This window comes from Streptomyces sp. QH1-20 (assembly GCF_041283565.1).
Classification (GTDB): Bacteria; Actinomycetota; Actinomycetes; order Streptomycetales; family Streptomycetaceae; genus Streptomyces; species Streptomyces syringius.
Genome location: NZ_CP166299.1, coordinates 2,718,623 through 2,731,811, shown reverse-complemented (window position 1 = coordinate 2,731,811; position 13,189 = coordinate 2,718,623). Strand labels below are relative to the sequence as shown.

Sequence of the window (13,189 nt, the reverse complement as noted above, 5' to 3'; positions counted from 1 at the left end):
CCTCCGCCGGGTTCGTCTGAGTCACTTGGTGCCGAGTGCCTTCCGCAGGGCGGCGAGGTTGGACTCCATGACCTCGAAGTAGTCGTCGCCCTTGGACTTGTCCGTGATCCCCTCGAGCGGGTCGAGCACGTCGGTCTTGAGCTTGAGGTCGGAGGCCAGGGTCTTCGCCGTCTTCGGGTCGGCGAGGGTCTCGAAGAAGATCGTGGAGACGTGGTGCTTCTCGGCGACCTCGTGGAGCTCCTTCATCCGGGCCGCGCTGGGCTCGGCCTCCGGGTCCAGGCCGTTCACGGCCTCCTCGGTGAGGCCGTAGCGCTCGGCGAGGTAGCCGAAGGCGGCGTGGGTGGAGATGAAGGTGTCGGAGGCCCGGTTCTTCAGGCCCGCCTCGAACTTCTTGTGCAGCCCGTCCAGCTTATGCGCCAGCGCGTCGGCGTTCTTCTCGAAGTCCGCCTTGTGGTCGGGGTCGGCCTCGGCGAGGGTCTTGGCGACACCCTTGGCGACCTCGGCGTACTTCACCGGGTCGAGCCAGATGTGCGGGTCGCCGCCCTCGTGCTCGTGCTCGTGACCCTCGTGCTCGTCCGCGTGCTTGTCCCCGGACTCGTGCTGGTGGCCGTCGACCTCGTCGCCGTGCTCCTCCAGCTCGGTCAGGGAGGCGGCGTCGACGACGTGCTTGGCGCTCGACTGCTTGATCGCCTTGTCGACGCCGGGCTGGAGGCCCTTGAGGTAGACGACCGCGCCCGCCTCGTCGAGGGAGGCGGTCTGCTTGGGGGTGAGCTCCAGGTCGTGGGGCTCGACGCCGGGCTTGGTCAGGGCGGAGACGCTGACGTGAGCGCCGCCGATCTCCTTGGCCAGGAACTCCAGGGGGTAGAACGACGCCACCACCTTGAGCTTGCCCTCCGAATTTTTTCCGTCCGTTTCCGAGGAGCAGGCGGTGAGGGAGAGCAGCCCGAGGGCGGCGAGCGCGGCGATCGCGCCGGTGGTTATTCGGGCGGATCGGGCGGATCGGGGAGAGGTCGGGCGTACGTTCATGACACTCATTTTCAACAAAAGTGGAAACGATTGTCAACAAGACGTTCGCTCGGGGGTCGGGGTGAAGCCCAGGCCAGTGCCGATTTGATTAGGGGGGTGGCGCCGCCGGTAACCTGAAGCATTCGCTGTTCGTCGTCGCAATGAAGAGAGCACCGTGGCCGCCGACAAGATCGACACCATCGTCAGCCTGAGCAAGCGCCGTGGCTTTGTCTATCCGTGCAGTGAGATCTACGGCGGCCAGCGTGCCGCCTGGGATTACGGACCCCTCGGCGTGGAGCTCAAGGAGAACATCAAGCGCCAGTGGTGGCGCTCCATGGTCACCTCGCGCGACGACGTCGTCGGCCTCGACTCGTCGGTGATCCTGGCCCGTGAGGTGTGGGAGGCGTCCGGTCACGTCGCCACCTTCTCGGACCCGCTGACCGAGTGCACCTCCTGCCACAAGCGCTACCGCGCGGACCACCTGGAGGAGGCGTACGAGGCCAAGCACAACAAGCTGCCCGCGAACGGCCTCGCCGACCTCAACTGCCCGAACTGTGGCAACAAGGGCGCCTTCACCGAGCCCAAGCAGTTCTCCGGTCTGCTGGCCACGCACCTCGGCCCGACCCAGGACACCGGTTCGGTCACCTACCTGCGCCCCGAGACCGCGCAGGGCATCTTCACCAACTTCAGCCAGGTGCAGCTGACCTCGCGCAAGAAGCCGCCGTTCGGCATCGCCCAGACCGGCAAGTCCTTCCGTAACGAGATCACGCCGGGCAACTTCATCTTCCGCACCCGCGAGTTCGAGCAGATGGAGATGGAGTTCTTCGTCAAGCCGGGTGAGGACGAGGAGTGGCACGAGTACTGGATGGCGCAGCGCTGGAACTGGTACACCGGCCTCGGCATGCGCGAGGAGAACATGCGGTGGTACGAGCACGCCGCTGAGAAGCTCTCCCACTACTCGAAGCGCACCGTCGACATCGAGTACCGCTTCAACTTCGGCGGTTCGGAGTTCTCCGAGCTGGAGGGTGTGGCCAACCGCACCGACTTCGACCTCAAGGCCCACTCGAAGGGCTCCGGCCAGGACCTGTCGTACTTCGACCAGGAGGCCGGCGAGCGCTACTTCCCGTACGTCATCGAGCCGGCGGCCGGTCTCAACCGCGCCATGCTCGCCTTCATGCTCGACGCGTACAACGAGGACGAGGCGCCCAACGCCAAGGGCGTCATGGAGAAGCGCACCGTCATGCGCCTCGACCCGCGCCTCGCCCCGGTGAAGGTCGCGGTCCTGCCGCTGTCCCGCAACCCGCAGCTGTCCCCCAAGGCCAAGGGCCTCGCGACGGACCTGCGGAAGAACTGGAACATCGAGTTCGACGACGCCGGCGCCATCGGCCGCCGCTACCGCCGCCAGGACGAGATCGGTACCCCGTTCTGCGTGACCGTCGACTTCGACACCCTCGACGACAACGCCGTGACCGTGCGCGAGCGCGACACGATGAAGCAGGAGCGGGTGTCCCTCGACCAGATCGAGGCCTACCTGGGCGCGCGCCTGCTGGGCTGCTGACCCCTGCCTGACGACCGAAGGCCCCGACCCCGCTACGGCGGGGTCGGGGCCTTCGGGCTGTGTCAGGCCTGCCAGTCGGCGGTGCCGAGCTCGCAGTCGAAGGGGGCCGGGATCTGGACCTTGTAACCCTCAGTGGGCTCCGAGGCGTGGCCTATCGTCCGAGGCGGTGTCTCGACCATGGTTGCCGTGATGCTCCTACGGGCGTCGGTAAGCGTCCTGACACACAGCGTAGTGGCGCCTGCTGGCAGTCGAGCCCGGCCGTCGGCACCTGAAGGCGGAGCCGTCATGCTCAGGCGTGCAGGCCCCGCAACACCAGCTCGCACACCGCGTCGAAGGCCGCGTCGATGCCCGGGCGGGACCAGTCGGCCGCGTAGGCCGGGTCGTGGAAGCGGTTGGTCGCGTCCCAGACCGCGCGGGCCGCCGTCGTCGGGTCGACGGGGCGGAACTCGCCCTGGCCTATGCCGTTCTCGACGATTCCCGCGAGCTGCTCGATCATCGTCTCGATGTGCCGGTCGACGACGCCGCTGTTCTCGCCGACGAGCACCATGTACGTCGCGAACAGCTCGGGATCGCTGCCCGACTTGCGGCGCTTGGCGGCGAAGAGGGCGGTGAGCCACGCGCGCAGCCGGGGCCCCGCCGGGCCGGCCGCTTCGGCGACCGCGGACAGCTCGGCGTGCGACTGGTCGAGCCAGCGCTCGGTGACGGCCTCCCGCAGCGCGGCCTTGCTGCCGAAGTGGCGGTAGACGCTGCCGTGGCTGACGCCCAGCGCCCGGGCCACGTCGACCACGGTGGCCTTGGCCGGGCCGAAGCGGCGCAGCACGTCCTCGGTGGCCTCGAGGATGCGGTCGGGGGTCAGGGTCTCGGGCGGCATCGCGGGCAGTGCCTTTCGGTCGGGGCGGGGCGGTGGGACGCCCCCTGGTAGAGGACCGTACCCGGCGGTGCCCCGGAGGGCCGAGGAGGCCGGACTGCGTCGGTACGGCAGGCCGCCGGGCTCCGCCGTGACCCGGCCGCCGCTGCCGACCGGGCTGCCCGGGCAGGGGGCGCCCCTTCCCCCGCAACCGGCCCGGAGGGCTCACCGCTCGCTGTCGAGGTGCGCCATCTGGTCCGTCGGGTAGCGGTCGCCCGCGGCGGCCCCCGCCGGGACGGCTCGCTCGATGGCGGCAAGGTCGTCGGCGTCGAGGGTGACGTCCAGCGCGCCGAGCGCCTCGGTGAGGCGGTCGCGGCGGCGGGCGCCGACGAGGGGGACGATGTCCTCGCCCTGGGCGAGGACCCAGGCGATCGCTGTCTGCGCGACACTCGCGCCCTTCGACTCGGCGATCTTGCGCAGCGCCTCGACGAGGTCGAGGTTGTGCCGGAGGTTCTCGCCCTGGAAGCGCGGGCTCATGCCACGGAAGTCGTTCGCGGCGAGCTGCCGGTCGGGCGTGAAGTGGCCGCTGATCAGGCCGCGCGAGAGCACCCCGTACGCGGTGACGCCGATGCCCAGCTCGCGGACGGTCGGCAGGATGCTCTCCTCGATGCCGCGCGAGATCAGCGAGTACTCGATCTGGAGATCGGAGATGGGCGCGACGGCGGCGGCCCGGCGGATCGTCTCGGCGCCCACCTCGGAGAGGCCGATGTGCCGGACGTGCCCGGCCTCGACCAGCTCGGCGATGGCGCCGACGGTCTCCTCGATCGGCACCTTCGGGTCGAGGCGGGCGAGGCGGTAGACGTCGATGTGCCCGGTGCCCAGGCGCTGGAGGGAGTACGCGGCGAAGTTCTTGACTGCCTCGGGGCTGCCGTCGACGCCGGTGAAGCCGCCTTCGACGGTGCGCAGGGCGCCGAACTTGACGCTGGTGAGGGCCTTCTCGCGGGCCCCGGCGGGCGCGGTGCGCAGGGCTTCGTTGATGAGCAGTTCGTTGTGGCCCATGCCGTAGAAGTCGCCTGTGTCGATCAGGGTGACGCCGGCGTCCAGCGCGGCGTGGATCGTGGCGATCGACTCGGTGCGGTCGGCTTCGCCGTACAGGGCGGACATGCCCATCGCGCCGAGGCCGAGGGCGGATACCTGGGGGCCGGTGGTGCCGAGAGTGCGGTGCAGCACGGGGGACTCCTTCACAGGGGCGGGGAGGGGACGTCGGCGAGAGAGGGGCCGACACCAGAAGAGTGACACATGGAATGACAGATTTCAATATCTGTCATTCCATGTGTCATCGACAGGCGGCAGGCCCTCGGGAGGGTTCCCCGGCTTCCTCCGACGCCCCCCGCTCACCCCACCGCGCGCGGCAGTCGCAGGCTCAGCAGCAGCGTCACGGCCACCGCCGCCAACTGCGCCCCGAGCGTGATCGTCAGCGCGTCGCGCATCCCGACCGAGGGGGCCAGGGAGAGGAAGAGCGTGCCGAGCGTGGCGACGCCGAGCGCCATGAACGACTGCTGCGTGGTGATCATGACGCCGCCCCCGACACCCGCCTGGGTCGCCGGCACCTCGCTCAGCACGGTCCGCAGCGTCAGCGGCAGCAGCACCCCCTGGCCCAGCCCCAGCACGGCGAGCCCCGGGGCCAGCCCCAGCGCGCCGAGCCCGTCCCAGCCCCAGTGGAAGGTCGCCACCAGGGTGATCAGCCCGGTCGCCTGGATCAGCGTCCCGGCCGTCACCGCCCGCCGCCCGTACCGCGCACCCAGCCGGGGCCCGACCATCGAGCCGAGCAGGAACGTCAGGCACAGCGGCACCAGCGCCACCCCCGCCGCGAGCGGGCCCAGCCGCAGCCCCTCCTGCAACGCCACCGCGACCACGAACATGAAGCCGCCCCAGCCGATGGAGAACGGCACGAGGAGCGCCAGCCCGCTGCGCACCGAGTGGATCCGCAGCAGCGACGGCGGCACCAGCGGCGTCCGCCCGGCGCGCTCCTCACGCCGCTCCACCACCACGAACGCCACGGCCGCGAAGGGGAACACCGCCAGCAGCACCCACGACCACACCGGCCACCCCGCCGAACGGCCCTCCGTCAGCGGCAGCAGCAGGGACACCAGCGTCAGCGACAGCAGCGCCGTACCGCGCCCGTCCACCTTCGTCGGGTGCTCCGAGCGCGTCTCGGGCACCGTGCGGACCGTCAGCAGCAGCGCGAGCGCCGCGACCGGGGCGTTGACCAGGAAGATCGAGCGCCAGCCGGTACCGAAGAGGTCGACGGAGACCAGCACCCCGCCCAGCACCTGGCCGACCGCGCTCGCGACCCCGGCCGTGCCGCTGTACATGCTGAGCGCCTTGGTGCGGCGCGCGCCCTGAGTGGTGGCCTGGATGGTCGCCAGCACCTGCGGCATCATCAGCGCGGACGCCGCGCCCTGCGCGACCCGCGCCGCCACCAGCGTCCAGGCGTCGGGCGCGAGCCCGCACGCCACCGACGTCACGCCGAAAGCAGCCGTGCCCCACAGGAACAGCCGCCGCCGGCCCACCATGTCGCCCAGCCGTCCGCCGAGCACCAGCAGCACCGCGTACGCGACGCCGTAGCCGCCGACCACCATCTCCAGCATGGCAGGGCCCGCGTGCAGATCGTGGTCGATGGTGGGCAGCGCGACATTGACGATGAAGAAGTCCACCATCGGCAGCGCCGCGCCCATCAGCACGGTGAACAGCCCGAGCGGGCTCAGCGCGGCTCTGCCGGTCGGGGAGACCGGGGAGGCCGGGGCAGTGGGGGAGATAGGGGCGGACGGGACGGGCTTCGCTATCGGGATTCGACTCACGGATACGACGATGACGGCTCGCGGAGCCAGGTACCAGAGTGCCTTTATCCTGGTACAAGCAGTACCTGGCAACCGACTGGGGCGTCCCGCACCCTTGGAGAATGACCACGATGGTGCAGGAGACCCCGGCAGTCACGACAGCCATGCCGGCCACGACAGCCCCGGCGGCCTCGTCAGCCATGACCGCCTCGGACGTCCGCCGCAGCGAACTCGCCGCCTTTCTGCGCAGCCGCCGCGAGCGCATCTCCCCCGAACAGGTCGGCCTCCCGCGCGGCCGCCGCCGGCGCACCCCCGGGCTGCGCCGCGAGGAGGTGGCGCAGCTCGCCGCCGTCGGCGTCACCTGGTACACGTGGCTGGAGCAGGCCCGGGCCATCCAGGTGTCCGCGCAGGTCCTCGACTCCATCGCCCGCGCGCTGCTCTTCGACCCCGGTGAGCGCGCCCACCTCTTCGCCCTGGCCGGCACCGCCGACCCGATGCCCGACACCGCGTGCGCGGGCGTCTCGCCGCCGCTCCGGCAGATCCTGGAGCAGCTGGACCCCTTCCCCGCCTGTGTGCAGAACGCGCGGTACGACATCCTCGCCTACAACCGCACCTACGCCACGCTGATGTGCGACCTCGACGCCCTGCCGCAGGAGGAGCGCAACTGCCTGTGGCTCACCTTCACCAACCCCGACTGGGCCGCGAGCGTCGTCGACCGGGAGGAGCAGATGCGCGGCATGGCCGGCAAATTCCGGGCTGCCATGGCCGAGCACATCGCCGAACCCGCGTGGAAGTGCCTGCTCAAGAGGCTGCTCGACGCCTCGCCCGAGTTCCGGCAGATATGGGCGCGACACGAGGTCGTCCAGCCCGTCGCCTACCGGACGAAGACCTACCAGCAGGCCCGCGTGGGCCTGCTGCGCCTGGACCACAACGGTCTGTGGACCGGCCCGCACCCCGGAGCGCGCCTGGTGACCTTCACCCCCGCCGACGAGGAGTCCCACGAGCGCCTGCGGCGACTGCACGCCCTGGCCCTCGCCGACGCCTGACCCGCCCCCTTACCCGAATGGGGGACAATGGACGGTCGACCCCCTCCGCACGAGCCCGAGGAAACCCGCTTTCATGACGCAGCTCCAGATCGGCCCGCACTCGGTGCAGCCGCCGGTGGTCCTGGCCCCGATGGCCGGCATCACCAACGCGCCCTTCCGCACGCTGTGCCGTGAGTTCTCCGGCGGCAAGGGGCTCTTCGTCAGCGAGATGATCACCACCCGGGCGCTCGTCGAGCGGGACGCCAAGACCATGCGGCTGATCCACTTCGACGGCACCGAGAAGCCGCGCTCGATCCAGCTCTACGGGGTCGACCCGGTCACCGTCGGCCGGGCCGTCCGCATGATCGTGGACGAGGACCTCGCCGACCACATCGACCTGAACTTCGGCTGCCCGGTCCCCAAGGTCACCCGCAAGGGCGGCGGCTCCGCGCTGCCGTTCAAGCGGAACCTGCTGCGCGCGATCCTGCGCGAGGCCGTCGGCAACGCGGGCGCGCTGCCCGTGACCATGAAGATGCGCAAGGGCATCGACGACGACCACATCACCTACCTCGACGCCGGCCGGATCGCCGTCGAGGAGGGCGTCACCGCCATCGCCCTGCACGGCCGCACGGCCGCCCAGCACTACGGCGGCACGGCCGACTGGGACGCCATCGCCCGGCTCAAGGAGACCGTCCCCGAGATCCCGGTGCTCGGAAACGGCGACATCTGGTCGGCGGACGACGCCGTGCGGATGATGCGCGAGACCGGCTGCGACGGCGTCGTGGTCGGGCGCGGCTGCCTGGGCCGCCCCTGGCTCTTCGGCGACCTGGTCGGCGCCTTCGAGGGTGGCGGGGCCGCCCCCGCCGCGCCCACGCTCAAGGAGGTCGCCCGGGTCATGCTGCGCCACGCGGAGCTGCTGGGGGAGTGGCTGGAGAGCGAGGAGCGCGGTGTCATCGACTTCCGCAAGCACGTCGCCTGGTACACCAAGGGCTTCTCGATCGGCTCGGACATGCGCCGGAAGCTCGCTATCACCTCATCCTTGGGCGAAATGGACGCTCTTCTGAGCGAGCTGGACCTGGACCAGCCCTGGCCGGTCGGTGCCGACGGCCCGCGCGGGCGGACCTCGGGGCGGAACCGGGTCGTCCTCCCGGACGGCTGGCTGAACGATCCGTACGACTGTGCGGCTGTGAGTGCCGACGCCGAGCTCGACACGTCCGGCGGCTGAGAGCGGCGTGATTCTCGCCACCACTGATCGGGTGTCCGCTCAGATGAGCGATTGAGACGAGGGTCAATGTTCTGAGGGGTGGCACTGCGTGCCACCCCTCTTGCGTTCACTTTCCGACGGCGAATGGCTCGATTTCTCGACACCCTGTGATGGTGTGGATGAGATCCGTGAGGTTGAGTTCAAGCTTTGAAGTTGACCCCCTTTAGCGTGCGTCAAGTGGATCACTTTCGATCTGTTGGCGGACGGGTGGTTACAGCCGTATGACGGCGGAGTGGACCTGCCCAGAAGCCTTCGATCTGGGTAGGCTCCCCGCCGTCAGCACGTTTGAGCAGGCCTTCCCCCATCTGTGTACGGGGGGACCCCAGTGAGGAGTCGAGTCCCGTGCCGGAAACCACAGATCGCCAGAAGTTCGTCTACGACTTCACCGAGGGCAACAAGGACCTCAAGGACCTGCTCGGCGGGAAGGGCGCCAACCTCGCCGAGATGACCAACCTCGGTCTGCCCGTTCCTCCCGGCTTCACCATCACCACCGAGGCGTGCAAGGTCTACCTCGCCAGCGGCGCCGAGCCGCCGGAGATGCGTGACGAGGTATCCGCCCACCTCGACGCCCTAGAGGCGGGGATGGGCAAGAAGCTCGGCCAGGCCGACGACCCGCTGCTGGTCTCCGTCCGCTCCGGCGCGAAGTTCTCCATGCCCGGCATGATGGACACGGTCCTGAACATCGGCCTCTCCGACGCCTCCGTCGCCGGTCTCGCGGCCCAGGCGGGCAACGAGCGGTTCGCGTGGGACTCCTACCGCCGCCTCATCCAGATGTTCGGCAAGACCGTCCTCGGCGTCGACGGCGAGCTCTTCGAGGAGGCGCTGGAGGAGACCAAGCGCGCGAAGGGCGTCACGACCGACGTCGACCTCGACGCGGCGGACCTCCAGCGCCTGGTGGAGGAGTTCAAGAGCATCGTCTCCAAGGAGACCGGCCGGGACTTCCCGCAGGAGCCGCGCGAGCAGATGGACCTCGCCATAAGGGCCGTCTTCGAGTCGTGGAACACCGACCGCGCCAAGCTCTACCGCCGCCAGGAGCGCATCCCCGGCGACCTCGGCACGGCCGTCAATGTCTGCTCGATGGTCTTCGGCAACCTCGGCCCGGACTCCGGCACCGGCGTCGCCTTCACCCGCGACCCCGCCAGCGGTCACGCCGGCGTCTACGGCGACTACCTCCAGAACGCGCAGGGCGAGGACGTCGTCGCGGGCATCCGCAACACCGTCCCGCTCGCCGACCTGGAGCAGCTCGACAAGGCCTCGTACGACCAGCTGATGCAGATCATGCAGACGCTGGAGACGCACTACAAGGACCTGTGCGACATCGAGTTCACCATCGAGCGCGGCAAGCTGTGGATGCTTCAGACCCGCGTCGGCAAGCGCACCGCGGGCGCGGCCTTCCGCATCGCGACGCAGCTGGTGGACCAGGGCCTGATCGACGAGGCCGAGGCGCTCCAGCGCGTCTCCGGCGCCCAGCTCGCCCAGCTGATGTTCCCCCGCTTCGACGAGAAGGCCGCCACCGAGCTGCTGGGCCGGGGCATCGCCGCCTCGCCGGGCGCCGCGGTCGGCAAGGCCGTCTTCGACTCCTACACCGCGGTGAAGTGGTCGCGCTCCGGCGAGAAGGTCATCCTGATCCGCCGCGAGACCAACCCCGACGACCTCAACGGCATGATCGCGGCCGAGGGCATCCTGACCTCGCGCGGCGGCAAGACCTCGCACGCGGCCGTCGTCGCCCGCGGCATGGGCAAGACCTGTGTCTGCGGCGCCGAGGAGCTGGAGGTCGACACCAAGCGCCGCCGCATGACCGCCCCCGGCGGCGTGGTCATCGAGGAGGGCGACATCGTCTCCATCGACGGCTCCTCCGGCAAGGTCTACCTGGGCGAGGTCCCGGTCGTGCCGTCCCCGGTCGTCGAGTACTTCGAGGGCCGCATGCACGCGGGCGCCGACGACGCCGACGAGTTGGTCCAGGCCGTGCACCGGATGATGGCCTACGCCGACCGCACGCGCCGCCTGCGGGTACGGGCCAACGCGGACAACGCCGAGGACGCCGCCCGCGCCCGCCGCTTCGGCGCCCAGGGCATCGGCCTGTGCCGCACCGAGCACATGTTCCTCGGTGAGCGCCGCGAGATGGTCGAGCGGCTCATCCTGGCCGACACCGACGCCGACCGGGACGCCGCCCTCGACGCGCTGCTGCCGCTGCAGAAGGCCGACTTCGTCGAGCTGTTCGAGGCCATGGACGGCCTGCCGGTGACCGTGCGGCTGCTGGACCCGCCGCTGCACGAGTTCCTGCCGGACATCACCGAGCTGTCGGTGCGCGTCGCCCTCGCCGAGGCCCGCCAGGACGCCAACGAGAACGACCTGCGCCTGCTCCAGGCCGTGCACAAGCTGCACGAGCAGAACCCCATGCTGGGTCTGCGCGGCGTCCGCCTCGGCCTGGTCATCCCCGGTCTGTTCGCCATGCAGGTCCGCGCGATCGCCGAGGCCGCGGCCGAGCGCAAGAACGCCAAGGGCGACCCGCGCGCGGAGATCATGATCCCGCTGGTCGGCACCGTCCAGGAGCTGGAGATCGTCCGCGAGGAGGCCGACCAGGTCATCGCCGAGGTCGAGGCCGCCACCGGCACGAACCTCAAGCTGACGATCGGCACGATGATCGAGCTGCCGCGCGCCGCGCTGACGGCCGGCCAGATCGCCGAGGCCGCCGAGTTCTTCTCCTTCGGCACGAACGACCTCACCCAGACCGTGTGGGGCTTCTCGCGCGATGACGTCGAGGCCAGCTTCTTCACCGCGTACCTGGAGAAGGGCATCTTCGGCGTCAGCCCCTTCGAGACCATCGACCGTGACGGCGTGGGCTCGCTCGTCCGCGAGGCCGTGAAGGCCGGCCGGGCCACCCGGCCCGACCTCAAGCTCGGCGTCTGCGGCGAGCACGGCGGCGACCCGGAGTCGGTGCACTTCTTCCACGAGGTGGGCCTGGACTACGTCTCCTGCTCCCCGTTCCGCATCCCGGTCGCCCGCCTGGAGGCGGGCCGCGCCGCGGCACTGGGCGGCGGCAGCGACAGCCGCTGACGCGGCGCTGTGTCCTCAAACGCCGGACGGGCTGGAAATCCAGCCCGTCCGGCGTTTGAGGACCGGGGTCCGGGGCGGAGCCCCGGGAGCGTGACCGGCAGGTGACGCGTGGGTTTCACCCGGCGCCCCACCGCCGCCCCCGCCGCGCGGGCACGGCGAAGGGGCGGCGCCCGTGCGGGAGCGCCGCCCCTCTTTACTCCCCCACCGGGAGTTGTTGCCGCCCGCATCGGCTCGGGCGGCAACTCGCATACTCAGCGACCGCTTTTTCGCTCGCCACCCCCCACGGGAACGAGCGGGTGCGGCCCTGAGTGCGTGAATAGCATTTCGCTTCTGCGATGTTCGCCGCGACTCCTTTCAACTGTGGCCAAAAGGGCGTGGTAACACCTCGTATCGGTGTGCATACTCAGTGAGCGGGGGGTGGTTGCGGATGTCTCATGTGGGGGTTTGGTGCTGCGTGTCCATTTCACTGGACTCGATCTGGCCCGGTTGCGCCTGGCCGGAGACCCGGACGCACTCTGGGAAACCGTATTGAGCTTGCACCGACTTCGGGACAAACAAGGCGAGTCGATCTTCGGGGATTGGCGCTCGGAAACCCGCACTCGGTTGAATGGTGAAACTCGGCTTCTCGCGCCGCTGGTACCCTCGCGCGGATATTTCCCCGACTTCCTGACACCGCCCGAAGGCGTACTCGGGCTCGAGTCCGGGATGCAGGCGCTGCGGGCCACGCCCGCCGACCGGGTCCACCAGGAGCTGGGCCGGCTGGCCGGCGCGCGCACGCTGCCCGCTTGGATACGATCGCTCGCCGAGGGCGACGCCCGGGCGTTCGGCAAGCTGATCGGCGCGCTGCACGCCTATCACCAGGCGGCCATAGAGCCCTACTGGCCGCACATCCAGGCGCAGATCGAGGCCGACCGCGCGGTGCGCGGCCGGGCGCTGCTGGACGGCGGGGCCGACGCACTGCTGTCCTCGTTGCCGCCGATGATGCGCTGGCGGGGGCCGGTGCTGGAGTGCGACTACCCCGTGGACCGTGATCTGCATCTGAACGGGCGGGGGTTACTCCTCCTGCCGTCGTTCTTCTGCCGACGCACCCCGGTGGCCTTCCAGAACCCCGAGCTCACCCCGGTGCTCGTCTACCCCGCCCGGCACATGTCGGAGTCCGCGCCCGCGGTCACGCACGCCCCGCGCTCGCTGGGCAAGCTGGTCGGCCACACCCGCTCCGCGGTCCTCGGTTCGATAGGGGGCGGCTGCACGACGAGCGAACTCGCCCGCCGGGTGGGCGTGTCGGCGGCCTCGGCCAGCCAGCACGCCGGTGTGCTGCGCGAGGCCGGGCTGGTGCTCACCCTGCGCAACGGCAGCGCGGTGATGCACACGCTGACACCGCTGGGCGCGGCCCTGCTGCGCGGCGGCCACCGCGGCACCCAGCTGTGCGCCAAGGACCGGTCGACGAGGGTCCAGTCGTCGATCCCCGAGCGCTCGACCCCGGCCACGATGCTGCAGTCCCCCGGGGGGTGACGGCGGCCCCGATCAGCCCGCCGCCGCCTCAGTCGTCGATCCCCGACCGCTCGACCCCGGCGACGATGCTGCACTCTCCCG

Annotated in this window: 9 protein-coding genes; 5 read left to right on the top strand and 4 right to left on the bottom strand. The window is 70.4% G+C overall.

Annotation, left to right across the window (positions count from 1 at the left end):
• Window positions 1-21: 21 nt before the first annotated feature.
• On the bottom strand, window positions 22-1,026 hold the full coding sequence (locus AB8O64_RS12290) for a metal ABC transporter substrate-binding protein (protein ID WP_370419208.1): 1,005 nt from the start codon (window positions 1,024-1,026) through the stop codon (window positions 22-24).
• 154 nt (window positions 1,027-1,180) lie between these two features.
• Between AB8O64_RS12290 and AB8O64_RS12285 the strand changes: the two genes are divergently transcribed.
• The gene (locus tag AB8O64_RS12285) at window positions 1,181-2,563 is read left to right on the top strand and encodes a glycine--tRNA ligase (protein ID WP_130877664.1); all 1,383 of its coding nucleotides are present in this window, start codon (window positions 1,181-1,183) and stop codon (window positions 2,561-2,563) included.
• A gap of 289 nt (window positions 2,564-2,852) precedes the next feature.
• Here the strand turns inward: AB8O64_RS12285 and AB8O64_RS12280 are convergent, their stop codons facing one another.
• The 3 genes from AB8O64_RS12280 to AB8O64_RS12270 all read right to left on the bottom strand — a co-directional run bounded on the left by AB8O64_RS12280 (window position 2,853) and on the right by AB8O64_RS12270 (window position 6,271).
• Entirely contained in the window at window positions 2,853-3,434 is a 582-nt protein-coding gene (locus AB8O64_RS12280; RefSeq protein WP_370419207.1) for a TetR family transcriptional regulator, read from the bottom strand.
• A 201-nt stretch (window positions 3,435-3,635) separates the two neighbouring features.
• On the bottom strand, window positions 3,636-4,640 hold the full coding sequence (locus AB8O64_RS12275; RefSeq protein ID WP_370419206.1) for an aldo/keto reductase: 1,005 nt from the start codon (window positions 4,638-4,640) through the stop codon (window positions 3,636-3,638).
• A 164-nt stretch (window positions 4,641-4,804) separates the two neighbouring features.
• Window positions 4,805-6,271, bottom strand: coding sequence for an MFS transporter (locus AB8O64_RS12270; RefSeq protein ID WP_370419205.1), 1,467 nt, complete (start codon window positions 6,269-6,271; stop codon window positions 4,805-4,807).
• Window positions 6,272-6,372: 101 nt separating this feature from the next.
• Here AB8O64_RS12270 and AB8O64_RS12265 point away from each other — a divergent pair, with 101 nt between their 5' ends.
• From AB8O64_RS12265 to AB8O64_RS12250, 4 genes are all read left to right on the top strand, one after another.
• Window positions 6,373-7,296 carry a helix-turn-helix transcriptional regulator gene (locus AB8O64_RS12265; protein WP_370419204.1) on the top strand — a complete coding sequence of 308 codons (924 nt, stop codon included), beginning with the start codon at window positions 6,373-6,375 and terminating at the stop codon, window positions 7,294-7,296.
• A gap of 73 nt (window positions 7,297-7,369) precedes the next feature.
• Window positions 7,370-8,500 carry a tRNA dihydrouridine synthase DusB gene (dusB, locus tag AB8O64_RS12260; protein ID WP_370419203.1) on the top strand — a complete coding sequence of 377 codons (1,131 nt, stop codon included), beginning with the start codon at window positions 7,370-7,372 and terminating at the stop codon, window positions 8,498-8,500.
• 381 nt (window positions 8,501-8,881) lie between these two features.
• Window positions 8,882-11,596 (top strand): pyruvate, phosphate dikinase, encoded by a 2,715-nt coding sequence (gene ppdK, locus AB8O64_RS12255; protein ID WP_370419201.1) that lies wholly within the window; start codon window positions 8,882-8,884, stop codon window positions 11,594-11,596.
• 447 nt (window positions 11,597-12,043) lie between these two features.
• On the top strand, window positions 12,044-13,108 hold the full coding sequence (locus AB8O64_RS12250; protein WP_370419200.1) for an ArsR/SmtB family transcription factor: 1,065 nt from the start codon (window positions 12,044-12,046) through the stop codon (window positions 13,106-13,108).
• Window positions 13,109-13,189 lie beyond the last annotated feature (81 nt).